Annotated in this window: 20 protein-coding genes; 13 read left to right on the top strand and 7 right to left on the bottom strand. The window is 43.3% G+C overall.

Annotated elements, in window-relative coordinates; translation table 11 throughout:
- Positions 1 to 26: 26 nt before the first annotated feature.
- Positions 27 to 1,172, bottom strand: coding sequence for a PLP-dependent aspartate aminotransferase family protein (locus IQ209_RS06570; protein ID WP_193850115.1), 1,146 nt, complete (start codon positions 1,170 to 1,172; stop codon positions 27 to 29).
- A 418-nt stretch (positions 1,173 to 1,590) separates the two neighbouring features.
- Here IQ209_RS06570 and potA point away from each other — a divergent pair, with 418 nt between their 5' ends.
- The 4 genes from potA to potD all read left to right on the top strand — a co-directional run bounded on the left by potA (position 1,591) and on the right by potD (position 5,539).
- The gene (gene potA, locus IQ209_RS06565; RefSeq protein ID WP_193850113.1) at positions 1,591 to 2,706 is read left to right on the top strand and encodes a spermidine/putrescine ABC transporter ATP-binding protein PotA; all 1,116 of its coding nucleotides are present in this window, start codon (positions 1,591 to 1,593) and stop codon (positions 2,704 to 2,706) included.
- Positions 2,690 to 3,550 carry a spermidine/putrescine ABC transporter permease PotB gene (potB, locus tag IQ209_RS06560; protein ID WP_193850110.1) on the top strand — a complete coding sequence of 287 codons (861 nt, stop codon included), beginning with the start codon at positions 2,690 to 2,692 and terminating at the stop codon, positions 3,548 to 3,550. Before potA ends, potB begins: the two co-directional genes overlap by 17 nt.
- On the top strand, positions 3,547 to 4,326 hold the full coding sequence (potC, locus tag IQ209_RS06555; protein ID WP_193850109.1) for a spermidine/putrescine ABC transporter permease PotC: 780 nt from the start codon (positions 3,547 to 3,549) through the stop codon (positions 4,324 to 4,326). The genes potB and potC overlap by 4 nt, the downstream gene beginning before the upstream one ends.
- 163 nt (positions 4,327 to 4,489) lie before the next feature.
- Positions 4,490 to 5,539, top strand: coding sequence for a spermidine/putrescine ABC transporter substrate-binding protein PotD (potD, locus tag IQ209_RS06550; RefSeq protein WP_193850107.1), 1,050 nt, complete (start codon positions 4,490 to 4,492; stop codon positions 5,537 to 5,539).
- Between the two features lie 46 nt (positions 5,540 to 5,585).
- Here potD and IQ209_RS06545 read toward each other — a convergent pair whose 3' ends face one another.
- Positions 5,586 to 6,458, bottom strand: a complete 873-nt coding sequence (locus tag IQ209_RS06545; RefSeq protein ID WP_193850105.1) for a phosphorothioated DNA-binding restriction endonuclease — start codon at positions 6,456 to 6,458, stop codon at positions 5,586 to 5,588.
- A gap of 737 nt (positions 6,459 to 7,195) precedes the next feature.
- On the opposite strand from IQ209_RS06545, the gene IQ209_RS06540 reads away from it, so the two are divergent.
- From IQ209_RS06540 to IQ209_RS06510, 7 genes are all read left to right on the top strand, one after another.
- Positions 7,196 to 8,194 carry a 3-oxoacyl-[acyl-carrier-protein] synthase III C-terminal domain-containing protein gene (locus IQ209_RS06540; RefSeq protein ID WP_193850103.1) on the top strand — a complete coding sequence of 333 codons (999 nt, stop codon included), beginning with the start codon at positions 7,196 to 7,198 and terminating at the stop codon, positions 8,192 to 8,194.
- Positions 8,191 to 9,210 (top strand): NAD(P)-dependent oxidoreductase, encoded by a 1,020-nt coding sequence (locus IQ209_RS06535; RefSeq protein WP_193850101.1) that lies wholly within the window; start codon positions 8,191 to 8,193, stop codon positions 9,208 to 9,210. The genes IQ209_RS06540 and IQ209_RS06535 overlap by 4 nt, the downstream gene beginning before the upstream one ends.
- The gene (locus IQ209_RS06530; RefSeq protein ID WP_193850099.1) at positions 9,203 to 10,009 is read left to right on the top strand and encodes an MBL fold metallo-hydrolase; all 807 of its coding nucleotides are present in this window, start codon (positions 9,203 to 9,205) and stop codon (positions 10,007 to 10,009) included. Before IQ209_RS06535 ends, IQ209_RS06530 begins: the two co-directional genes overlap by 8 nt.
- Positions 10,006 to 11,292 (top strand): F390 synthetase-related protein, encoded by a 1,287-nt coding sequence (locus tag IQ209_RS06525; protein ID WP_193850097.1) that lies wholly within the window; start codon positions 10,006 to 10,008, stop codon positions 11,290 to 11,292. Before IQ209_RS06530 ends, IQ209_RS06525 begins: the two co-directional genes overlap by 4 nt.
- Positions 11,293 to 11,393: 101 nt before the next feature.
- A complete protein-coding gene (vapB, locus tag IQ209_RS06520; protein WP_193850094.1) occupies positions 11,394 to 11,624 on the top strand; it encodes a type II toxin-antitoxin system VapB family antitoxin in 231 nt (76 codons plus the stop codon).
- Positions 11,624 to 12,034 carry a tRNA(fMet)-specific endonuclease VapC gene (gene vapC / locus IQ209_RS06515; protein WP_193850092.1) on the top strand — a complete coding sequence of 137 codons (411 nt, stop codon included), beginning with the start codon at positions 11,624 to 11,626 and terminating at the stop codon, positions 12,032 to 12,034. Before vapB ends, vapC begins: the two co-directional genes overlap by 1 nt.
- 431 nt (positions 12,035 to 12,465) lie before the next feature.
- Positions 12,466 to 15,564, top strand: coding sequence for an inverse autotransporter beta domain-containing protein (locus IQ209_RS06510; RefSeq protein ID WP_193850090.1), 3,099 nt, complete (start codon positions 12,466 to 12,468; stop codon positions 15,562 to 15,564).
- A 114-nt stretch (positions 15,565 to 15,678) separates the two neighbouring features.
- Here the strand turns inward: IQ209_RS06510 and IQ209_RS06505 are convergent, their stop codons facing one another.
- A complete protein-coding gene (locus IQ209_RS06505; protein ID WP_193850088.1) occupies positions 15,679 to 16,959 on the bottom strand; it encodes a bifunctional O-acetylhomoserine aminocarboxypropyltransferase/cysteine synthase in 1,281 nt (426 codons plus the stop codon).
- Positions 16,960 to 17,159: 200 nt separating this feature from the next.
- On the opposite strand from IQ209_RS06505, the gene IQ209_RS06500 reads away from it, so the two are divergent.
- Complete coding sequence (locus IQ209_RS06500; protein ID WP_193850086.1) at positions 17,160 to 18,197, top strand: IS630 family transposase; 1,038 nt, start codon at positions 17,160 to 17,162, stop codon at positions 18,195 to 18,197.
- Positions 18,198 to 18,564: 367 nt separating this feature from the next.
- On the opposite strand, the gene IQ209_RS06495 is transcribed toward IQ209_RS06500, so the two are convergent.
- Entirely contained in the window at positions 18,565 to 19,971 is a 1,407-nt protein-coding gene (locus IQ209_RS06495; RefSeq protein ID WP_193850084.1) for an MW1434 family type I TA system toxin, read from the bottom strand.
- Between the two features lie 489 nt (positions 19,972 to 20,460).
- On the bottom strand, positions 20,461 to 21,474 hold the full coding sequence (gene argF, locus IQ209_RS06490; protein WP_193850082.1) for an ornithine carbamoyltransferase: 1,014 nt from the start codon (positions 21,472 to 21,474) through the stop codon (positions 20,461 to 20,463).
- A 233-nt stretch (positions 21,475 to 21,707) separates the two neighbouring features.
- Here argF and rraB point away from each other — a divergent pair, with 233 nt between their 5' ends.
- Positions 21,708 to 22,130: a ribonuclease E inhibitor RraB gene (gene rraB / locus IQ209_RS06485; RefSeq protein WP_193850081.1), complete on the top strand. Its 423-nt coding sequence runs from the start codon at positions 21,708 to 21,710 to the stop codon at positions 22,128 to 22,130.
- Between the two features lie 81 nt (positions 22,131 to 22,211).
- On the opposite strand, the gene IQ209_RS06480 is transcribed toward rraB, so the two are convergent.
- Positions 22,212 to 22,715 (bottom strand): GNAT family N-acetyltransferase, encoded by a 504-nt coding sequence (locus IQ209_RS06480; RefSeq protein ID WP_193850079.1) that lies wholly within the window; start codon positions 22,713 to 22,715, stop codon positions 22,212 to 22,214.
- 81 nt (positions 22,716 to 22,796) lie between these two features.
- Positions 22,797 to 23,735 (bottom strand): Rpn family recombination-promoting nuclease/putative transposase, encoded by a 939-nt coding sequence (locus tag IQ209_RS06475; RefSeq protein WP_193850077.1) that lies wholly within the window; start codon positions 23,733 to 23,735, stop codon positions 22,797 to 22,799.
- Between the last annotated feature and the right edge of the window lie 44 nt (positions 23,736 to 23,779).

The following is a 23,779-nucleotide window of genomic DNA, read 5'->3' as shown; positions in this document are numbered from 1 at the left end:
TTTGTTATTTTTTATATTAAGTAAATTTATTCTAATGCTTGTTCAAGGTCAGCTAATAAATCGAGAATATCTTCAATCCCTACTGATAAGCGTAATACAGTATCATAAATACCAATCTCCTCACGTTCTTCCTTTGTCATTGACCCATGTGACATGGTTGCGGAATGGTTAATCATGCTCTCCACACCACCGAGAGATTCTGCCAAAACAAAATAGCGTAGTTTGCTTACAAACCTCTTTGTATCTTCCAGTTCACCTTTTAATCTGATCGTAACGACTGCACCACCTGCGCGCATTTGCTGTTGGCAAATGGAATAGTGCGGGTGAGTGGGTAAAGCAGGATAATAGACCTGTTCAATTTTTGGATGGGATTGCAGAAAATTGGCAATCTCAAGTGCATTAGCACATTGCGCTGACATGCGTAACGCTAATGTTTTTAATCCACGTAATGCTAAATAGGCATCAAAGGGAGAGGCAATGGCTCCAGTGGTCGTTTTTAAGAAATCCAGCTTATTGGCTAAATCATCCCGATGGGTAATAACGGCTCCGCCAATAAGATCCGAATGGCCGCCAATATATTTACTGGTAGATAGCATCACAACATCTGCCCCTAATTCGAGGGGTTTTTGGTTCCATGCAGTTGCAAATGTATTATCAACACAAGTTAAGATATTGTGATTTTTCGCTAATGCACAAATACGTTTGATATCAACTAATTCTAATAATGGATTGGTTGGGCTTTCTATCCAAATTAATCGAGTATTCTCTTTTATTTTAGCCTCAACCTCAGTGAGGTTATTTAAGTCGACATAGTCAAATTGATGACCACTATTTTCGATCGCTACCCGTTCAAATAAACGAAACGTGCCACCATAAACGCCCTTCATTGCGATAATATGGGATTCTTTAGGTAACAAATTTAAGACTAAAGCTGCGGCTGCTACACCAGAGGCGGTTGCAGTTGCATAAATACCACCTTCTATTTCGGCTAATAATGTTTCGTAGGCATAGCGTGTGGGGTTACTGCAACGGGAGTAACAGTATTCACCATGCTCAGATAAATCTTTCTGTACAAAAGTACTGGCTGTTGTAATGGGGGGAAAGATAGCATGGTTTTCTTTGTCCTGCTGTTTTCCACCGTGGATTAATGTAGTCGCTATATTTTTTATCATTTTTGTAGTCCTATAAATAAGTTATCAATATATTTTTTTAGGGAAAATATCACACTTTTGAAAAAGAAGCTGGTCGCAGCCGGATCCCGAATCGGGTGGATACCTGCCTAAGTGCATTGAAAAACAATAGCATTTTTTATTTCAAAAATATCCGATATGTAACTATTTCCATCTGGTACAATTCAGGGCAGAATGGGACACGTTATTACCATTCATAAAATAGTAATAAAAAATGACATATTGTCATTGTTTCAGCTTTCAATTTGGGCGTACTGCGTTTATGATGCGCGCTTCGTAATTTCAACCGGCGCCACTGGCTTTGAGCTTTAGCGGAGAAATGATGTCTCCTGCCAGCTAACACAGTCTTTTCCCGTGGCGGTTCTATCTGCATTATTCCAAGGGATAGATGATAGCATAAATGACTGAGAACACCTCTCTGACACCACTCGTTGAACTGAACGCCTTGAGTAAGGGCTTCGACGATAAACAAGTTATTTCACAGCTCGATCTGACAATCAATGATGGCGAGTTCCTGACCATTCTTGGGCCATCCGGTTGTGGCAAAACCACAGTACTCCGCCTGATTGCCGGGTTAGAGGATGCAGACAGCGGCAAAATTTTACTGGAAGGGCAGGATATTACTGATATTCCCGCCGAGCACCGTCACGTTAATACGGTTTTCCAAAGCTATGCCCTGTTCCCCCACATGACCGTATTTGAAAATGTCGCTTTTGGACTTCGGATGCAGAAAACACCGGAAAAAGAGATTGCTCCGCGTGTTGAGGAAGCACTGCGCATGGTTCAGCTTGACGAGTTTGCCCAGCGTAAACCTGCCCAGCTTTCCGGTGGCCAACAGCAACGTGTGGCGATTGCCCGTGCGGTTGTCAATAAACCGAAAGTCTTGCTGCTGGATGAATCCCTGTCCGCGCTCGATTACAAGTTGCGCAAGCAGATGCAAAATGAGCTAAAGGCGCTCCAGCGTAAGCTTGGCATCACTTTTATCTTCGTGACCCACGATCAGGAAGAGGCTCTGGTCATGTCAGACCGTATCGTGGTTATGCGTAATGGACGCATTGAACAGGATGGCTCTCCGCGTGAGATTTACGAAGAGCCAAAAAACCTGTTTGTTGCCCGCTTTATCGGCGAAATCAATATCTTTGATGCTGAAGTGCTGCAACGTATTGATGAACAACGGATACGCGCCAATGTCGAAGGCCATGAGTGTGATATTTTCACCTCGCTGCCAGTGACGGTTGGGCAAACGTTGAAAGTCTTGCTGCGCCCGGAAGACCTGCGCGTGGAAGAGATCAATAACGGTGAGCAGGTATCGGGGCTGATTGGTTACGTCCGTGAGCGTAACTACAAGGGCATGACACTGGACTCCGTGGTCGAAATGGAAAATGGCAAGATGGTCATGGTGAGCGAATTCTTCAACGAAGACGATCCTGATGTTGACCATTCTCTGAACCAGAAGATTGCGGTCACTTGGGTAGAAAGCTGGGAGGTTGTGCTGGTCGATGAAGAAGACGCGTAAACTATTCCAGAATATCGTCATTACGGGCATCGTATCCTGGCTGATGCTGTTCGTCTTTTTGCCGAACCTGATGATCATCGGAACCAGCTTCCTGACCCGTGATGATGCCAATTTAGTGCAGATGGTATTCTCGCTGGATAACTATAGCCGATTGTTCGATCCGCTGTATGCCGAGGTGCTGCTGCATTCGCTGAATATGGCAATTATAGCGACGCTGTGCTGTCTGGTGATTGGCTATCCGTTCGCTTTTTTCCTGGCTCGTATGCCAAAGAAACTGCGTTCACTGATGCTATTCCTGTTGATCGTGCCGTTCTGGACGAACTCGTTAATCCGTATTTATGGTTTAAAGATGTTCCTCAGTACCCGCGGGTACTTGAATGATTTTCTGATGTGGGTGGGGATTATCGATAAACCCTTTCGCATCATGTATACCCCCGAAGCGGTTGTGTTGGGGTTGGTTTACATCTTACTGCCGTTTATGGTGATGCCGCTTTATTCCAGCATTGAGAAGCTGGATAAATCTTGTCTGGAAGCGGCGCGCGATTTAGGGGCGGGAAAATTGCAGACCTTTATCCGCATCATTGTGCCATTGACTATGCCGGGCATTATCGCCGGTTGTTTGTTGGTAGTGCTGCCAGCGATGGGGCTGTTCTATGTGGCTGATTTGATGGGCGGGGCGAAGAATCTGCTGATCGGGAACGTGATTAAAAGCCAATTTCTCAATATCCGTGACTGGCCGTTTGGGGCAGCGACCAGCATCTGTTTGACGTTGGTAATGGGATTGATGTTATTGGTTTATTATCGTGCGGCTAAGCTGCTGAACAAGAAGGTGGAACTGGAATGATCGGACGCCTGTTGCGCGGTGGCTTCATGACCATCGTTTATGCTTACCTGTATATCCCGATTATTATCCTGTTGGTAAGCTCGTTTAACCAATCACGCTTTGGCATTCGCTGGCAGGGTTTTACCACTGAATGGTATAGCCTGCTGTTCGCTAATGATAGCCTGCTGCAAGCGGCGGGCCATTCCCTGACGATGGCGGTAATGTCCGCCACGTTTGCCACCTTGATTGGTTCCCTGACAGCGGTCGCCTTGTATCGTTACTCATTCCGTGGCAAAAAGTTTGTTGGTGGTATGTTGTTTGTCGTGATGATGTCGCCGGATATCGTGATGGCGATTTCACTGCTGGTCCTGTTTATGCTGCTCGGCGTTTCACTGGGATTCTGGTCATTGCTGTTTTCGCATATCACCTTCTGCTTGCCGTTTGTGGTGATAACGGTTTACTCCCGCCTGAAAGACTTTGACGTCAAGATGCTGGAAGCGGCGCGCGATTTGGGCGCGGGTGAGTTGACTATCCTGCGAAAAATCATCCTGCCGCTGGCGATGCCGGCGGTTATGGCGGGTTGGCTATTGAGCTTTACCTTATCAATGGATGATGTAGTTGTTTCTTCATTCGTGACAGGGCCAAGCTATGAAATTTTGCCACTTAAGATCTATTCAATGGTAAAAGTGGGAATTTCGCCGGAAGTGAACGCATTGGCAACGATTTTATTACTTATGTCGTTGGTTTTGGTGCTGATTAGCCAATTTGTGATGCGTGATCGCACAGAAAAGTATTAACCTTCTTTTTAGCGTGGTTGCGGGTTGACCACGCTTTTATTAGCAAGAAATAAGTCGCTTTACCCCATTAAATGTCACTTTTATAATAGCCCCCTTTTCGGGGATAGGTTCACGCCGAACCTATATATGATACTAACGCACCAACTGCGAGGGGAAACACGACATGAAAAAGTGGTTCTGTCTGTTAGCCGCCGGGATGATGGCATTAAGCATTGGTTCGGTGAATGCCGCTGCCGCTGATGATGGCAAGACGCTGTATTTCTACAACTGGACTGAATATGTTCCGCCTGGTTTGCTCAACCAGTTCACCAAAGAAACTGGGATTAAGGTGATTTATTCCACCTATGAATCCAATGAGAGCATGTACACCAAGCTGAAAACTTATAAAGACGGCGCTTATGATTTAGTGGTTCCATCCACTTACTTTATCTCAAAGATGAGTAAAGAAGGGATGTTGCAAAAAATCGATACCAGTAAATTGAGCAACTTCCATAACCTTGATCCTAACCTGCTCCATAAGTCTTTTGACCCGAATAACGATTACTCTATCCCTTATATTTGGGGTGCAACGGCGATTGGCGTTAATAGCGATAATATTGATCCTAACTCCTTCTCTTCCTGGGCTGATCTTTGGAAACCAGAGTACAAAAACAGTTTAGTGCTGACTGACGATGCGCGTGAAGTTTTCCAAATGGCATTGCTGAAATTGGGATATTCCGGCAATACCTCTGATCCGAAAGAGATTGAAGCGGCTTATCAGGAACTGAGAAAACTGATGCCAAATGTACTGGCATTTAATTCTGACAACCCTGCCAACCCATTTATGGAAGGCGAGGCGGATATCGGTATGATGTGGAACGGCTCTGCCTATGTTGCGCGTCAGGCTGGTACACCGGTTGAGATTATTTGGCCGAAAGAGGGCGGGATTTTCTGGATGGACAGCTTGGCTATTCCAGCGAATGCTAAAAATGTCGATGGCGCGATGAAATTGATTGATTTCTTGTTACGCCCGGAAATTGCGGCGCAGGTTGCTAAGAAAATTGGCTACCCGACTCCGAACCTGGAAGCGAAAAAATTATTGCCAAAATCCATGACAGAAGATAAGTCTCTGTATCCAGATGCAGAGGTGATCAAAAAAGGCGAATGGCAGAGTGATGTTGGCAATGCCAGTATCCTGTACGAAGAGTACTTCCAAAAATTGAAAGCAGGTTAAATTATTGGGGGGAGCTTTGACCCCCCTTTTTTAATCTGCTTGCAGATTATTCTTTAAAGACTTGGTTGCGATGCCAGGCGATAAAACTTTCCAATGGATAATAATCTTTATTCAGGGGACGCAGTATTGGCTGTTTTGCAAAATTCCAGAAAAGTTGCTTCACTATCGTGCCACCATTGACACTTTCTGAAACTAATAAATTCATATTATCGTCGATACTGATTGATCCCATATCGAAGGCAGAATGGTGCAGAGAGCAAAGGGCAAGTCCGTTGTTTACCGTACAGGGGCCGCCGTATTGTTTCCATTTGATATGTGCGGCTTCCAGACCAACGGGGGTACTGTCATGTCGCAAATTGTAACCACATATTGCACATTGGTAGTTATAGGCGCGCAGTATCTGCTGGCGAAAATGGGGATCACGAATTTTGCGGATATCACTTAAAGAGAAATCCAGTTGGTTGGCGAGCAGCTCTTGTATGCTGTCAGGAAAATGTTCACTCAGGATTTGTTGTGCCAATTTATTGATGGTAGCAGGCTTTTTGCGTAATAACTGGTAGCTTTGTTGGTCGAAACCACCTTTGACACCAAATTCAATGAGTTCACGTTTTGGCGGCTCCTTGCTACCTTTTTGGGGCGTGCAGAGTTCGGTATTTTGTAATTCCCAAAACCCGTCGCCACGTAAGCGCCAGAAGGGTAAAGAGGGATAGTGGGTTTTACGTCTTGGACCAAAGTTATTGAGCAGCTCCAGGAGTGGCTGGTGGATCTCTTCCCCATAATCAAACAGTCGTTCATGGCCTTTCTGATATTGTGAGAGGACATACAGTAGCAATAAAGGCTTATGTGGTGCACGTTGATCACCCTTGCGCCATACGGAAAGGTTTGAAATTGCGACTTGGAGTTCTTTGATTGCAGGCATGTAAGTTGTTTGATTAATGGGTAACGGTATTGAGATCATGCTCGCAAAAGTGATGAGAGGCAAGATGTTGGTTTGGAAGAAATGTGTGGTGGGCTGCTAAAGGGTGTATAGACAGTAAAAACATATTGCTATACCCCTTTTAGTTAGAGTGATGTCTAACCAATACGTGATCTGAGATTTATGTAATTTAGTTATTTCAATTAGCAGTATCATTCTTCTGAATAAATGCTTCTTATCCAGAAGAATAAACTCGTTGTTTTTACTTTTAAAAGATATATATGTTGGTAATTTGATATTTTACTTTTATTTAAAAAATAATAAAAATATTGGACTAATGCTTGTTCAAAATTTCAGGGTGATTATATTTATTTAATTAACTAATGAAACAAAAAATGAAAATGACTATTTACCATTAATTAAATCAAGTTGGTTTATTTGTTAATTAATATTGACCTTTATTTTACATATAGACAACAAACGCCATGATTAAATCTCATAATATGCTTTCTGCATTAAAAAAATTTTATGATACTGAAATGATGAACTGAGAAAACTTTTTATTTTTCATGTATCTGTATTGAATATTTCAATTTAATAATATGATGTATCATAAATATAGACTTCCTGTTTAATCGGCTATCTGATAAATATTCATTTATTCTCACCCTACTCAGAATTCACTTCATATTCTGGCAGCGAATTTAAACAAAAAATTAACACTTGGAAGTTATAAAAAAATGAAAAATATAAATGAATTGATCCCATTGAAGATCATTGCGTCTGGTATTGCCTTACCAGAAAACAAAGTGTATTCATCCGATTTAGATTTGAAATTCAATAAACCGAAGGGTTTTGTCGAAAAACATTCTGGAATAGAGTATCGTTATCATTCAGATTATGAAGTCCACCCAGCTAAATTAGCCACAAATGCATTGCATAATACGTTAGAAACACATCAAATCTCGCCCGATTCAATTGATCTGCTGATTTCAGCTTCGGCTATCCCGATTCAAGCCTTACCTTATTCCGCTGCACATATTTTAAAAGCGAGCCATTTAAAGGCAGGAACCGCCTGTTTTGATATTAATTCAAGCTGTGTGAGTTTTGTCTCCGCCTTGGGTGTTGCAAGTGGGTTGCTGGCAACCCGACAGTATCGGCGAATTGCCATTGTTTCCGCGGAGATGGCTTCCCGTGGAATTGACTGGTCGCATCAAGAATCCTCACTGATTTTTGGTGATGGGGCGGCGTGTGTGATCGTTGAAAGAGGGGATGGGAAAAGTGGAATTGTGACCTATAAACATGAAACCTACCCAGAAGGCCTCGAATTATGTGAGATCCGGGCTGGTGGGACACGCAAGAATCTGCGTACCGGTATGGAAGATAGCGATTTCCTGTTCCAGATGCAGGGTAAGCCACTGTTTAAACTGACGGCCTCATTGATTGAAGAATTTACAGCGCGTGTATTGGATAGTGCCAATCTTGCCATGTCCGATATCGATACCGTGATACCTCATCAGGCGAGCCATTTGGGATTGAAACATATTCTCAAGCGCTTGAATATCAAGGAGGAGAGATTTGTGAATATCTATCGTTATCGCGGTAATCAGGTTGCGGCATCCATTCCAAGTGCGTTGCATGAAGCCATCATGACAGATCGCTATTATGGCCGTGATTATGTGATGTTGCTTGGTACAGCGGCTGGGCTTTCGTTAAGTGAGATGATCTTAATACCATGAAAATTCTTGTAACCGGAGCCACGAGTGGTTTAGGTCGTAATGCCGTTGATTACCTGTTATCCCGTGGCGAGACGGTGGTGGCAACCGGACGTGACCCGCAGGCGGGAGAGTTATTGGTTCAATTGGGCGCGGAGTTTCGTCGTGCTGAACTGGCGACGTTAACAGAGGATGAAGCTACCGAACTGATGTCAGGTTGTGATGCGATCTGGCATTGTGCCGCCAAATCTTCACCCTGGGGCGATCCTGATGAGTTTGAACGTATCAATGTGGCTGCGACACAGATTTTGGCACAGGCAGCAGGGATATGTGGTATTCAGCGATTTGTCCATATTTCTACTCCAGCCGTGTATTTTAATTTTTCCCACCAACAGCATGTTACTGAAAATCAGTGTAGCCAGCGTTTCGCCAATGATTACGCCAGAACTAAGTTTCTGGCGGAAGAGAGCATACGCCAACTGCTCCCCCGCTATCCTGACACAACGTACATTATCCTGCGTCCCCGTGGGTTATTTGGCCCGCATGACAGGGTATTGTTACCGCGTTTGATGGCACAGGTTAAAGCCAGCAAAGGCGTTGTAGCCTTGCCAGCAGGAGGAAAGAATGCCCTGGATCTCACTTACGTCATGAATGTTGTCCATGCCATGTCATTGGCAACTCACCGTGAAGGAATACAAAGTGGGGCGATATATAACATTACCAATCAACAGCCACAGCCATTGGCGAAGATCTTAGGACAGTTATTTGATGAGATGCAGTTTAGTTATCGGATCAAATCATTGCCTTATCCACTTTTGTATGGCATGGCGACAATCCTGGAAAGCATTGCCATGCTCACCCGAAAAGAGCCATTGCTGACGCGTTATGGTATTGGCGCGGCTTATTACTCCATGACACTGGATAATTCAAAAGCGCAAGAAGAACTGGGTTATTCGCCGATTTATACCGTGGAGGAAGGCATTCATTTAACGGCCAATTGGCTAAAACAGGCAGACCAGCAAACGGGTTCACATGGTTAAGATACGTGTTTTTGAAGTGGGATATTGCACTCATTCCGGTTGCATGGCACTGAAAGGTGCCAGTCTTCGCGTATGCAAATTTCCGGCTCGTGCGTGGCTGCTGGCGTGTCATGATAAGCGTTGGCTACTTGATACCGGATACGCCAACCATTTTTACGATCATACCCGCAGTGGGATTATTCGGTTATATCGCACGGTCACGCCGGTTTACTTTGACAGCAAAGACGCACTGGTGATGCAACTCAAAGGGGAAGGTATTCAGGCACGTGATATTGATGGCATTATCATTTCTCACTTTCATGGTGATCATATTGCTGGATTACGGGATTTCCCGCAGGCCAAATTTATCTGTTCAGGGGAAGGTTGGCGGCAGACGCGTCACTTACGAGGTATCGCTGCCCTAAGAAAAGCCTTTGTGCGGGGGTTAGTGCCGGAAGATTTCGAATCCAGAGTGAGTTTTTATGAAGGGTTTGAAGCCAGCCCGTTGCCAGAGGAATTATCGGTATTGGGGAAAGGTTATGCCGTGCCGGGGAGCCAGAAGCAGATACTGATTGTTCCACTGCCTGGTCATGCGGCAGGGCATCTTGGCCTGTGTGTATTGACTGATCAGGGTTGGATATTGTTAGCGGGAGATGCTGCCTGGTCACCGACGAATTACCGTGAACTGCGCGGGCCTGCAAAGTTGGCGAATCTTATTATGGATGACAGCCGTGCCTATTACGAAACACTGAATAAGCTGCATCAAATTGACCAAAAACAGATCCCGATTCAGCTATGCCATGAGGGAGATTTGGAATGATATTGAAAACATTTTGGTACTATTGGCGAGCCAAAAAACGGTGGAAATTCACCAACCGACAACAGCTTGAGCAACACCAATTGAAAGAATTGGCGCGATTCAGGCATAGAGTTCTGGCGAAAAGCCCTTATTTTTCCTCATACGGTGATTTATCGTTGACAGAATATCCGTTTATGAATAAAGCCATCATGATGGAAAATTTCGACCAGATGAATACGGCGGGTCTCAAACGCGATGAGCTTTTGGCATGTGCACGGTTGAGTGAACAGTCACGGGATTTCACGCCAACAGTCGGCAAATTCAGCGTTGGTATGTCATCGGGGACATCAGGACAACGAGGTCTTTTCGTTGCCAGCCCGAAAGAGCGGAGCATTTGGGCGGGAACCCTGCTTGCCAAAATGCTGCCAAACGGCTTATTTCACGGTGAGCGAGTTGCGCTGTTTTTACGGGCGGGGAACAATCTCTACGAGAGTGTCCAGAACCGTTGGATCTCCTTCCGTTTTTTTGACTTGTTTGCTGACTTTAATCAGCAGGTACAAGCATTAGTCGCGTATCAACCCACTATTATTGTCGCGCCCGCCCAGGTGCTGCGGGCATTGGCATTGAAGATCCAGCAAGGTGAAACATCATTACCACCGGTTAAAGTGATCTCGGTGGCAGAAGTGCTGGAACCGCAAGATCGCCAACTGTTGCAGGCCGTATTCAGGGACGTGGGAGAAATTTATCAGGCGACGGAAGGTTTTCTGGCGTGTACTTGCTCGCATGGGACGCTGCATCTTAATGAAGAGTTTCTGCATATTGAGCCGAAATGGATAGATGAATCGCGTTTTAACCCGATTATTACTGATTTTACTCGTGAAACGCAGCCTATTGTACGTTATCAGCTTGATGATATTTTGGTGGTGAGAAAAAAACCTTGTGCGTGCGGTAACCCTGCATTGGCGATAGAGCGCATCGAAGGGCGCAATGATGATCAGTTAATTTTACCTGCGCTTACAGGAGGAACAGTCAGTATTTTCGCTGATCCTTGTTCGCGGATCATTGCCAATACTCTGCCGTTAACGAGCGATTATCGGTTAACCCAGACGGTGTTGTCGCTGAAACTGGAAGGGGATTGTACCCTCGAAGTCCTCCAGCACTGCCAGTCAGTGCTGTCAGACTATTTTGCCAAACAGGGGGTGGATATCGATAAAATTGAATGGCAGTGCGTATCGCAGGTGATACTGCCGGATCTGTTTAATAAGCGTCGCCGGATTATTAATAATTGCTCGCAGTTTGGTTGAAATTAAGACAAGTCAAGTAAGGTATATCCCATTGACATATCCCAGAAAAGGGTTATGCTTTTCAATGAACTTAATTGGAAGATTTTATTTCGGAGGTCAGTATGGAAAAAACAACTGTCTTTAAAAGTAACCGTAGTCAGGCCGTACGTTTGCCCAAAGCTGTTGCTTTACCGGAAGATGTAAAACATGTTGATATTATTGCTATCGGTCGAACTCGTATCATAACGCCAGCAGGAGAGGGATGGGATAGTTGGTTTGATGGCGAAAATGTTACCCCTGATTTTATGACTGACAGGCAGCAGCCAAGTGAACAGCTCAGGGAAGAATTTTGATGATTAAATATATGCTTGATACCAATATTTGTATTTATACTATCAAGAATAAACCACAGAAAGTCAGAGACGCTTTTTATCAACATTATGGTCAGCTTTGCATCAGCTCTGTAACATTGATGGAGTTAATTTATGGTTCTGAAAGATCAGAAAATCCTAAAAAAAATCTGGATATTATTGAGGGATTCGCTGCACGTTTGGAAATCATGAATTATGGTTTTGATGCTGCTGCTCATACAGGACAAATACGTGCTGAATTAGCAAAAAAGGGAAAACCTATTGGCCCCTATGACAGTATGATTGCAGGCCATGCCCGCTCACTGGGTATGGTTCTTGTGACAAATAATACCCGTGAATTTGAACGGGTTTTGGGGTTAAGAATTGAAGATTGGGTGATGGAGTCATTCTAATAACAACAAGCCCTTTCCAACGGTTTTACCACCTTCCACTTCTGTGATTGCCTGGTTTAAGCGAGCTGCATTTTTGGGACTTGTCATCAAATAGGCAGTTTTTTCATAACCATTTTCAAGTTACCGCCAATAACACGGTAACTTGAAATTTATCGCCAAATAAATTTTTCTCTGAAAAATAAAATATTAAAAACACACCATTAACCCCCTATTTTATTGAATATCAAGCCTGATTTTTTATGCTAATTCACATCTCATGTAATAACCTAATATTCTAAATAGCAAGTGATAACTTTTTATTATCAACTAATAAAAATTTTTCATTAAGCAGATTAGTAATAAGTCACCTAATGTATCTTAAGTGCACAAAAAGATTAATTTTTTATTCTTATTCAGTGTTGGGACATCAAATATTCCATGAGGTACTATATATGGGCTCATATATTGGTAATAAGTTCATTAAGTTTTCTCTATATATAGGTTCTTTGTTTTTACCATTTATCGCCATGGATACTTTGGCTATAGGTGAAAAAAACACTGAACAACAAACACAGAAAGTGGCAGGTGAAAATCAGTTAGAGAATGGGGGAGATACTACAGCAGGTTTAATTGCGCAAAATATTCAGACAGTGAGTCGGGTGTTGTCATCTTCACCTTCCCAACTTACCGAGCAAGCTAAATCTTACGCGTTAGGAAAAGTCAATGGGATAATATCCAGTGAAACCCAGAAATGGTTATCCCAGTTTGGGACAGCCAGGATCAACTTTTCCCTCGATAGAAAAGGTAAACTGGATAATGGCTCCCTGGATCTGTTGCTTCCGCTCTACGACAATAAAGCCGATTGGTTGGTTTTCTCCCAATTTGGTTATCGCAATAAAGACAGCCGCCATACCGTGAATGTCGGTGTGGGTGGGCGTTATTTTACGCCTCATTGGATGTACGGGTTGAATACTTTCTATGACCATGATGTCACCGGTAAAAATCAGCGCATCGGTGTAGGTGCAGAAGCCTGGACAGATTATGTCAAATTTTCTGCCAACTCATACTTGCGTCTGACTGACTGGCGTCAGTCATTGGAAAAACAGGATTGGGAAGAGCGTGCGGCCAACGGCTTTGATCTTCAAGGCGAATTCTATTTACCTGCTTACCCGAATCTGGGTGGTAAGTTAGGCTTTGAACAATACTTTGGTGATAACGTTGAATTGTTCAATCGTGGTAGTAAACAGAAAAACCCCAGCCTGGGTAGAGTTGGTCTGAACTATACGCCGATTCCGTTGGTGACAATGGGGGTAGACTACAAATATGGCGGTAGCGGGCACAGTGAAACTTTGTTCCAGGCCAACCTGAATTATCGCTTTGGAGTACCTTGGGGAGTACAGTTCTCGCCTGATAGTGTTGCTTCCATGCGTACATTGGCAGGTAGCCGCTATGACCTAGTGGAAAGAAACAACCATATTGTGCTTGATCACAGGAAGAAGCCAGATGAACTGCAATTAGCGTTGTCGCAAAACAACATCGTAGGTTATAGCCAGCAAGCATGGCCATCACCAATACCGATAGCGGCTAACGTAGAATCAAACGTCAAGAATATAATATTTCAGGCAGATAACGCATTTACCAAAAATGGAGGCGGTATTTCCAAGGTGGGTGGCGGTAATAAGTTAATTTCGCTTGTATTGCCTAAATATATTCCTGATGGACAAAATACGCATACGATCAATATCTTTGCGGAAGGAAATAACGGTAAGGTCAGCAAGCCAGCTATTTTGAATGTGACAGTTCAGCCTTTTGTTGTCAGACATTTTAAGACTGAACAATTAACAACTTCTGCTGCGGGTGATCAGGGCGGTTATAAATTACTGGCAACAATCGCTCATGGTACAACTGATAAAGATATTATTCGCAATGGTGTGATTGAAGATGTCACTTGGTCTCTTGAGCCAGCGAATAATGATGTGAAACTGAGTTGGAAAAAACCTAGCATAACCAATGCTGAGGGGCAATTGCAGGCAACGGTAACAACTTCCCAGCCGCTGAAAGATGTAAAAGTTTTCCTGGAAATGCCAGGAATGAAAAAAGCCCATATTGGTGATATTGGCTTTAGCGGTCTTATCTCTGACTTTAAGGTTCAATCTGTCAAGCCGTTGGCAACAGGGCTACGTCTCGCTGGAGATAATGGCTATACCTTTACGGCAGCAGTGAAAGATAAGAATGGTGTCCCACTGAAAAATCAGAAAGTGGATGTTCAGTGGTATCCTGAAACATTGCCGGATGGCATGAAGTGGTCGTCAGTGCAAGAGACTACAGATACTGAAGGGAACTTATTTGCTACCTTAAGTAGTACCAAGCCTGCAAAAGATATTAAAGTCGGTGCATCAATTGATGGAGGTAAAACAAAGACATACGTTGAAAACCCAGTGGCTTTCATCGGTGAAATTCAGATTGGCGCGATAGAAGTTACACCAAGTAAGGAACTCGATGGCGACGGGAAAGTGCCTTATACCTATAAAGCAAAAATTATTGATGCTGCCAGTAATGCTGCCATACCTCATCTGACTTTTGGTCACGATAAGGTGGTTTGGGGTGTATCTAATGACCAACTTGACCACAACAAGCTGGTAGAGGAAGGTAAGCTGGTGTTCGGTAATAAGCAGCTAACCACGGATGATCAGGGATATTTAACTACAACCTTGAGTAGTTCTGTCGGTGTTAAAAATGTCAAGGTCAAGCTGGATTTTGTGACAAAAAATGGAAAACAGGCATTGGTCGCTAACACTGCCGTGAACTTTAAACCGGTAGCTCAGCCTGCTGGGTTGCATCTTTACAATTCGAAGAATCCATCAGTCAATCGTTTCTACAAGAGTGATGAAACTGGACCTCATAACATCTTTGAGAAGTTAAATGGAGAGCTGCGCACTGATCCAAATAAGTCTCTTTTTGGTGGCGATGAAGAAGGCAATCTTGAAATAGTCTCAGGGAATGGAGTTGGTCCGGGAAACAATAACAATACATTTGCGTATAACACATGGACGGGTTCACTGGAGCCTACAACGCTCAGGTTGACTGTTACTAACCAACGGACAGGAGCGATACGTACCTACACTTATACAGTAAAACCACTGCGCGCTTTTGTGAGCGCTACTGCGGTTGGATATAAGCCTTCTGCAAGGTGTGCGGATATGGATCCGCCACAAATGGGAAGTAAGGATCCTGTTAATCCGCGTTTACTTGAGATAGACGCTAAGCTGTCGTATATATTGCCAGTCTCTTCGCAACCGCCCTATGTGGCTGTCAATATGCCAAAAAATGGCTCGACGCTACTTGAAGAGTTTCCCAAGCTAGGGGATTGGGGGTTTTTGAACGACCCCAAGACCACCACGATAAGAGTAGTTAACAACGTGCTTTTTAAGCCTAACCATGTAAATGTAGCAAATGTCTTGGATCCTGTTGAGATTAATCTTACTTCACATGAATTAGATATGAAACCAACAGGAACAAAAAGCGAGTTGATTTGTCAGTGGAACATGTAAAAATAGCTAATCAATAGGATAAGTAATAAAAACACAGGCTCAATCATTTTGAGCCTGTGTTATTTTTTTCTTATTAAATAAAATATTCTGGCACTATAGCTTTTAACAACGAGTTTACTGCGTTTTTGCTGCCTCTAGCGCTTGCGCGAGGTCGGCAATAATATCATCGCTATGTTCAATACCGATGGATAAGCGAATTAAATCGCGTGAAACCCCCGCTTTTACCATTTCTTCATCATTTAGCTGACGGTGGGTGGTTGAGGCTGGATGACAAGCCAGAGATTTGGCATCACCAATATTAACCAAACGAACAATCAATTGCAGGGCATCAATAAAGCGTATACCTGCTTTTTCCCCGCCTTTAATGCCGAAAGACAGAATAGATGCTGGCTTGCCCCCCATATAACGGACCGCCAAATCATGTTCAGGATGTGCAGGCAACCCCGCATAGTTCACCCAGGATACCTGAGGATGTTTTTCCAGATATTGTGCGATTTTCAGGGCGTTTTCAGTATGGCGTTCCATCCGTAACGCCAATGTTTCCAGCCCTTGTAACATCAAAAAGGCATTGAACGGCGACAATGCCGCGCCTGTGCTACGCAGTGGCCCGACACGGCAGCGAGCGATAAAGGCCGCAGCCCCAAAATGTTCGGTATAGGTTATGCCGTGATATGAAGGATCTGGTGTGCCTAAAATTGCAAAGCGATCCTGATGCGCTGCCCAGGGAAATTTGCCTGAATCGACAATCATCCCGCCAATCGAGGTGCCATGACCGCCAATATATTTGGTCAGGGAATGGATGATAATATCGGCGCCATGTTCAAACGGGCGGCATAAGTAGGGGGTTGCGACGGTATTATCGACAATAAGAGGAATGCCGTGCCGATGGGCAATCTCGGCCAGCGCCTGGATATCAATGATATTCCCACTAGGGTTGGTGATGGATTCGCAATAGACGGCTTTGGTTCTTTTATCGATCAGGGTGTCAACGGCCGCGAGATTGTCATGATCAACAAAACGGGTTTCAATCCCCATAGTTGGGAAACTGTGTGCCATCAGGTTATAAGTGCCGCCATACAATTTTGCGACAGAGACAATATTATCCCCGACTGTGGCGATGGTTTGTATGGCGTAAGTGATTGCCGCCATGCCCGAAGCGACCGCCAGCGCACCGATACCGCCTTCCAAAGCGGTGACACGTTTTTCCAATACATCATTGGTTGGATTCATGATGCGGGAATAAATATTACCTTCCACTTTTAAATCAAACAGATCAGCACCATGTTGGGAATCATCAAAAGCGTAGGAAGTTGTCTGATAAATTGGGACCGCAACGGCTTTGGTGGTTGGATCGGGTGAATAACCTGCGTGGATGGATAAAGTTTCTAATTTCATTGCCATTTCCTTTAGTTGATTAAAGTGGTACTGACGTTTGAGACTGACAATTAAAAAGAGTAACGCGTTTGTTTTGACTTTGTTGATATCAAAAAATAATCTTATATTGCATTTTATCCGATTGCCTTACAGAAACTATCTATACCCATCGCCATTGAAGATGCTTGATTTCTTATCCAAACCCGATCATGCTTACAACCATGAAAATTCATCTGACACCAGAACAAAAATGTGCCCTCGAATTGATGCATGATACCACTCGAGACAGTCGAGTCTGTGATCGCATCAAGGCCGTGCTTTTGGCGTCAGAGGGCTGGACTGCCCAGATGATTGCACAGGCCTTGCGTATTCATGAAAGTACGGTAAGCCGTCACCTAAAATATTTCATCGCGCAGGAAAAGCTCACCCCGGAAAATGGCGGCTCTGAAAGCCATCTCTCTGCCGAACAAACCGCCGACTTGATTGACTACTTGACGGCAAATTTGCTGCATACCACCGCTCAAATTGTGGCCTATGTCCGAACACGTTGGCAGGTTTCTTTCAGCGTGGGTGGAATGACGAAATGGCTTCACCGCCAAGGTTTCAGCTACAAAAAACCCAAGGGAGTGCCGCATAAATTCGATGCGAATAAACAGCAACAATTTATTGATGACTACCCGTCCCTGAAAGACGGAGCGGGTCAGAATGAGCCTATCCTATTTATTGATGCGGTACATCCTTCACAGTCCACAAAGCTCAGTTATGGCTGGATGAAAGCGGGAAAGAATCAGGTAAAAGTGGTCGAAACTACTGGCAGTCGTACCCGTCTCAATATTCTGGGTGCCCTCAATTTACAACGGATTGAAGACACCGTGATTCGTGAATATCCGAGCATCAATGCTGAAAATATCGCGTATTTCTTCGGGGCGATCCGGGAAACTTACCCGCTTTCGCAAAAAATCCATATTATTCTGGACGGGGCGGGTTACCACCGAGCAGAGTGGGTGAAAGATATTGCGTATGTCCTGAATATTGAATTGCATTACCTCCCGCCTTACAGCCCAAACCTCAATCCGATAGAGCGATTGTGGAAATATATGAATGAGCAAGTGCGTAACAATGTTTATTTTCCGAATGCGAAGACGTTCCGTGAAACCCTTCGTCACTTTTTTCATGTCACGTTGCCAGAAAAAGCGAAAGAACTGACGACTCGACTGACTGACAATTTTCAGATTTTAAAACCTGCATCTTCAAGTTAGATTGGTATATACGCATTAAACTTCAAGTTGCAATTTACAACACGCTATGAAACGTGATTTCTCCCCCGCATTGCGGGGAGAAATCACACGCATCTTGAAGTTAGATTGGTATATACTTTAAACGGTTAAAACATTTAATAAACATAAAGGATAATTATTGAAGGTGATGAAAAAATGCTTCTTGCAACTTTATTAAAAATATTCGCGGAGCCAATCTTCATTATCGCTATGAGTGGGATTAATGTGGGGATAGATTATCGGTTTTAGAATGGATGCCGCGGCAATAGGGGATAATTGTCACGGCAGAGATAAAAAGCGATGCCCGGAAAGTGACTTTATTCAAGATATAACTTTTTATTAACTAGTATTATCTTAGGCAAAAACGTTTGGTTTCACCTGTTTTAGCTGCCTGTTTCAGTATGGCACCTAATCTCCGTGCGTCTACTGAATCTCCGTAATTAATATAGAGCTCCGCATAATTGTAATCGGTCTCTGAGTTATTGTTTTTATTCCCATACAATAATTTCCACGTTGAGACAGGTAAACTATAGATTACGTTGTCAACTATTATATTCCTCACGATTAAATTAATTAAAAATAACAACTTATTCATTCTTAAAAGGTGTCGCAAATCACCTTGCCCCCCCGCTGATAATTTTAGGATTAACGAGGAAGATGGTGGATTTCCCGTATCCTCTTGCACATAGAATGCTGCAATGCCATTAAGAGGCTCAAATATATCTGCATCAATTTTCTCAACTTTTTTTAAACGACCAAAAGAGCCATCAGGATTTACAAGATTATCTTCAGGAATTGGTGTATGATGAACATTCCCCCCCCAATACCCCGCAAAAAAAATACCAGAACTATGCTGTTGCATGCCTAAAGTGATATCAAAAACTAGCTGACTATCTTCTGGACATGTCAGATTTGGCTTATTGTCATCTGATATCTTCCAATCATAAGCCGTCAAGTCTTCTTGTTTTGGGTCCCAATAAGACCAATAGCCGTCTTTATCACTCTTCTCGATATATGTTGGCCCATCATGTTCATTGTTATTCCCCTGCTCGTGGGTAAGGCGTAGATGTTCTTTAAGGCCAGGCCAACTACTACGATGTAACTGTTTTCCTAAATAAAGTTGGCCCAGTGCCCATGAGAAAGAACTGGCGGGTACGGTTATATTGTCATTTGACTTCGAAGAATTCCAATCACAAGCTATCAAGTCTTCTTGTGTCGGTGTCCAAGATGCAAAGTTGCCATGTTTATCGAGCTTCTCAATGTGAGTAATTTCCTCACCTCCACCTGGAGCCTCTGCCTTGTGAACAAGATGTATGTATTCATTAGGTGTATGCCAATGATTGCGATGTGCTTTATTTCCTAAATACACTTGAATTATCACCCACGGAAATGAACCAACGGGTGCAGTTAAATTGTATTGGTTTAGGTTGAAAGGGCATTTGGGGTCAGGCTTATTGTCTTCTGACTTCAATAGATCCCAATCACACCCTGTAATATCTTGTTGGGTTGGTGTCCAAATTGTAGCACCATCATCTTTGTCGAATTTTTCCATGAGCGGTGGAAGATCCCCCGATGCGGGACGAAGATGAACATATTCATTAGGAATATCCCAATCACGGCGATGTACTTTTTTTCCTAAATACACACAAATCATTGCCCACGGGAAGGAACCAACGGGGGCAACTTCGTCACTTTTATATTGGTCAGGATTAAATGAACAGGTATTCTTATTTTCCAGTTTATTTATATTAGGCATAATTCCCTCACTTAATTTTTTCGTTAAAGTTCAAGGTAATTTCATCCTGCTGCTAAACTGCTGGTTCATATTACTTAAGTTGGATTTTTATCTCAATATAATAAAATGGTAAGTCAATTAATATGGAATAAAATCAGGTTTTTTATTATAAAGTCTGTTTATCTGCTGTGATAGGTATCAATTAAGTTGTAAATTCAAATTTTACTACTAAAAAACGCGCTGCTGAAATATTGTTTTATGCTCAAATCTTTCTGGTTATTGATTGTTAACCCAATTTAAATAGTATAAAGAGAAAAACATGCTTGAAATTATTTTTGTTAGTGTCATTAGTTGATGCAAATAAAAATAGTGAATTAACTCACTATTTTTATTTTGTTATCTTCTTTAAATTGAAAGTGTAGATCTATAGGGTGCATCTTTTATATAAGCTGGGTATATTGGCATTTTGATTTTTGCCAATATGAGCGAACGCAAAATATAAATCAACTATTACAACACGAGGTTTTCCACCAGTGTTGCTACCATTACGGCTTTAATGGTATGCATTCGGTTTTCAGCCTGATCAAACACAATGCTGTGTTTTGATTCAAATACTTCATTCGTGACTTCCAGACCACCATATAAATTGAATTCCTCTGCCAGTTGCTTACCAAGTGTTGTTTCTTCATCATGAAAAGCAGGCAGGCAATGCAGGAACTTAACTTCTGGGTTCCTTGTGAGTTTCACAACATCCATATTGACCTGATAGGGCCTCAGTAATGCAATGCGTTCTTTCCAGATAGATTTTGGTTCTCCCATTGATACCCAAACATCGGTATACAGAAAATCGGCCCCTTTTACACCATGCGTAATATCTTCTGTCAGGGTGATCTGGCCGCCTGTTTTTTCTGCCTGTTTTTGGCATTTCGCAACCAAATTTTTTTCCGGCCAGCATGTTCTTGGCGCAACCAAACGGAGATCTATACCTGTCAGTGTAGCCGCTTCCAGTAGGGTATTGCCCATGTTATTGCGGGCATCGCCCAAATAGGCCAATTTGATCTCAGAGAGTGGTTTTTGGTTGTGTTCCTGCATCGTCATTAGATCAGCCAATAGTTGGGTTGGGTGGAATTCATCCGTCAGGCCATTCCAAACCGGAACGCCTGAGTATTGCGCAAGCGTTTCGACAATTTTCTGACTGTATCCACGGTATTGGATACCATCATATAAACGCCCAAGTACCCGCGCAGTATCTTTGATGGATTCTTTGTGCCCGATCTGACTGCCGCTTGAGCTTAAATAGGTCACATTGGCACCTTGATCATGGGCTGCGACTTCAAATGCGCAGCGTGTACGAGTGGAGTCTTTTTCGAAAATCAGGGCAATATTTTTCCCTGTGAGTAAGAGAGATTCAGAACCTGATTTTTTATTCGCTTTTAATGCATGAGACAACGTTAAAAGGGTATTAATTTCTGTGGGAGTAATGTCAAGTAATCTTAGGAAAGAACGCTTGAAAAATGGGTTCATTATGCATTGTCTCCATTAGGCAATATTGAATTTATATTCACTATACATCGATAAAAAATTCAATTACAAGCCCTGTGTGCAGAGATTATCGGAGTGAAGGTATCAAGACAGGTTATAGATCAGCCGCTTATGTTATGCATTTCTTTTTTGAACAAAATTGGATAGATATATCCTTTGTACATAAAAGATGGGAGAATGCAAAACAAGACAGCCAACTGACAGAGGGGATTGGCATGGCAGACCCACATGCTTTAGAAGAACAGTGTGAAGAAACTCGCTTGATCATCGAAGAATTATTGGAAGATGGCAGTGATCCGGATGCACTCTATATTATTGAACACCATTTTTCGGCAGAAGACTTCGACCAATTGGAAAAGGCCGCCCTTGAAGCTTTTAGGTTAGGCTATGAAGTCACGGATGCAGAAGAGCTGGAAACAGAAGACGGTGTTGTTTTGATGTGTTGTGATGTGATCAGCGAAAGTCGTCTGGAAGCTGAATTGATCGACACACAGGTTGAGCAGCTCATGGATCTGGCTGGAAAGATCGGTGTAAATTACGACGGTTGGGGAACGTACTTTGAAGACCCTAATGCGCCTGATGATGAAGATGATGGCGATCTCTTTCCCCCTGAGGACGATGAACCCAAACTCCATTAAGGTCTTTTGAAGATTGCGTCAAACCAAATTGCCCCATTTAAACCGTGGGGCTGACTATCTTTAATCGAAAGCTATATAGCATCATAATGCTTTGAGCATCCTGACTTCACAGTCGCTGTGGCCTGTATTGCCAAGAGGCTCATCAAGATAGCTGAAGCCCAGCTTTTGATACAAGGCAATGGCGGCTTTCAGATTCTCTGTCGTTTCCAGATAGCAGCGTTTAAAGCCTTGCTCTGTGCCAAATTCGAGAGATTGCTTCACGATTTGCTTGGCGATGCCTTTTCCGCGTAATACCGATGAAAGGTACATCTTCTGTAATTCGCAAGTATCACCATCACCACCAGCCAACGGAGCAACACCGCCACCGCCAACGACTTCGCCATCCGTTTCAACCACCCAATAAGCGCTGCGTGGCTGGTTGTAAACTTCGTACAGGGTATCCAGAATGGGATCAGCGACGGCAAAGCCTTTGTCTGCGGTTAAGCCATGCTCAGCAGAAACCTCACGGATCACAGCGGCAATGCCTGCATTGTCTTGTTGAGTAATGGGACGAATAATGTAATTGTGTGTTGTTTTTGTTGTCATTATTTTCTCTTTAGATTTTTATTACTTCACCTACCCGCCAAAAACGCGGGTAAGAGAATGCGAAAAGGGAATGATGAGAGGTTATTGCAGGGAAAGCAGTTCTTCACGGCTCAGGCCGGTACTTTCCATAATTAGTTCGATACTAGCACCATTTTTCAACAGGTTACGTGCTATTTCGAGTCGCGCATCACGTTGACCCTTTTCTTCCCCTTGTTGCACGCCTCGTTGAAGACCTTGCTGAAGGCCTTCTTTCCGGCCTTTTTCGTGTAATCGTTGAGCAATAGTCATAATCACCTCCTGACGACTATCTGTCTGTTCAATCAGTTGCTGAATAATCTGTTCAAAATGCGGTGAATCCATCGTGTTAAACAGGTAATGAAGAATAGTGACCACATCATTGTCACTATTATAATTGTGCTTAAGGGCCTGTGCCAATAACGTGGTCACGGCCTTAAACCCTTCCCGCAAATTTTTATGCTTCATAGCCAGTTCCATCACGGCGATTTTGCGATGATTCACCAGTTCATTATCATCAATCACAGTGACATCGACTAACGGAAATGGATTAAAGTATATCTCTTTCGCCAATTCGGGCAACGGAAAGCATTGCGTCCAGGTTTGCTGGAAAGGATAAGGGCTGCGATCACCGTGGTAAAACAAAACGGGTACAACCAACGGCAGTGTCTTGTTTCCCTGTTGCAGATGCTGATTCATCGCCATAAAAGAATAATGCATCATTCGCCATGCCATTATTTTATCTGGGGTAGACTGATGTTCAACCAGGATATAGATATAACCCTCCCCTTGTTGCGTTTGCACCGAATAGAGGACATCTGACATTCTTGAACGCAACTGTCGGTCGATGAATGACGAGTTGGTTAACGTTAATGTGCTAAGATCACACAGTTGCTTGATTTTTTCTGGTAGGTGGATGTCAAAAAAATCTTTAGCGTTTTCAATCTGAGTCATAAATCCTTTGAAAGCCGCATCATGGGGTGTGGATGTGGTCTTTTTATTCATTATATTCGCCCGTCAACTTTTGAGTTCTATTGATTATAAATACT

This window comes from Xenorhabdus sp. BG5 (genome assembly GCF_015163665.1).
Classification (GTDB): domain Bacteria; phylum Pseudomonadota; class Gammaproteobacteria; order Enterobacterales; family Enterobacteriaceae; genus Xenorhabdus.
This window is presented reverse-complemented; position numbering and strand designations above follow the sequence as displayed.

What these genes read in the sequence shown, in the direction of transcription:
- IQ209_RS06570 (WP_193850115.1), bottom strand. Translation starts at nt 1,172, where the DNA reads ATGATAAAAAATATAGCGACTACATTAATCCACGGTGGAAAACAGCAG.
- potA (WP_193850113.1), top strand. Translation starts at nt 1,591, where the DNA reads ATGACTGAGAACACCTCTCTGACACCACTCGTTGAACTGAACGCCTTG.
- potB (WP_193850110.1), top strand. Translation starts at nt 2,690, where the DNA reads ATGAAGAAGACGCGTAAACTATTCCAGAATATCGTCATTACGGGCATC.
- potC (WP_193850109.1), top strand. Translation starts at nt 3,547, where the DNA reads ATGATCGGACGCCTGTTGCGCGGTGGCTTCATGACCATCGTTTATGCT.
- potD (WP_193850107.1), top strand. Translation starts at nt 4,490, where the DNA reads ATGAAAAAGTGGTTCTGTCTGTTAGCCGCCGGGATGATGGCATTAAGC.
- IQ209_RS06545 (WP_193850105.1), bottom strand. Translation starts at nt 6,458, where the DNA reads ATGCCTGCAATCAAAGAACTCCAAGTCGCAATTTCAAACCTTTCCGTA.
- IQ209_RS06540 (WP_193850103.1), top strand. Translation starts at nt 7,196, where the DNA reads ATGAAAAATATAAATGAATTGATCCCATTGAAGATCATTGCGTCTGGT.
- IQ209_RS06535 (WP_193850101.1), top strand. Translation starts at nt 8,191, where the DNA reads ATGAAAATTCTTGTAACCGGAGCCACGAGTGGTTTAGGTCGTAATGCC.
- IQ209_RS06530 (WP_193850099.1), top strand. Translation starts at nt 9,203, where the DNA reads ATGGTTAAGATACGTGTTTTTGAAGTGGGATATTGCACTCATTCCGGT.
- IQ209_RS06525 (WP_193850097.1), top strand. Translation starts at nt 10,006, where the DNA reads ATGATATTGAAAACATTTTGGTACTATTGGCGAGCCAAAAAACGGTGG.
- vapB (WP_193850094.1), top strand. Translation starts at nt 11,394, where the DNA reads ATGGAAAAAACAACTGTCTTTAAAAGTAACCGTAGTCAGGCCGTACGT.
- vapC (WP_193850092.1), top strand. Translation starts at nt 11,624, where the DNA reads ATGATTAAATATATGCTTGATACCAATATTTGTATTTATACTATCAAG.
- IQ209_RS06510 (WP_193850090.1), top strand. Translation starts at nt 12,466, where the DNA reads ATGGGCTCATATATTGGTAATAAGTTCATTAAGTTTTCTCTATATATA.
- IQ209_RS06505 (WP_193850088.1), bottom strand. Translation starts at nt 16,959, where the DNA reads ATGAAATTAGAAACTTTATCCATCCACGCAGGTTATTCACCCGATCCA.
- IQ209_RS06500 (WP_193850086.1), top strand. Translation starts at nt 17,160, where the DNA reads ATGAAAATTCATCTGACACCAGAACAAAAATGTGCCCTCGAATTGATG.
- IQ209_RS06495 (WP_193850084.1), bottom strand. Translation starts at nt 19,971, where the DNA reads ATGCCTAATATAAATAAACTGGAAAATAAGAATACCTGTTCATTTAAT.
- argF (WP_193850082.1), bottom strand. Translation starts at nt 21,474, where the DNA reads ATGAACCCATTTTTCAAGCGTTCTTTCCTAAGATTACTTGACATTACT.
- rraB (WP_193850081.1), top strand. Translation starts at nt 21,708, where the DNA reads ATGGCAGACCCACATGCTTTAGAAGAACAGTGTGAAGAAACTCGCTTG.
- IQ209_RS06480 (WP_193850079.1), bottom strand. Translation starts at nt 22,715, where the DNA reads ATGACAACAAAAACAACACACAATTACATTATTCGTCCCATTACTCAA.
- IQ209_RS06475 (WP_193850077.1), bottom strand. Translation starts at nt 23,735, where the DNA reads ATGAATAAAAAGACCACATCCACACCCCATGATGCGGCTTTCAAAGGA.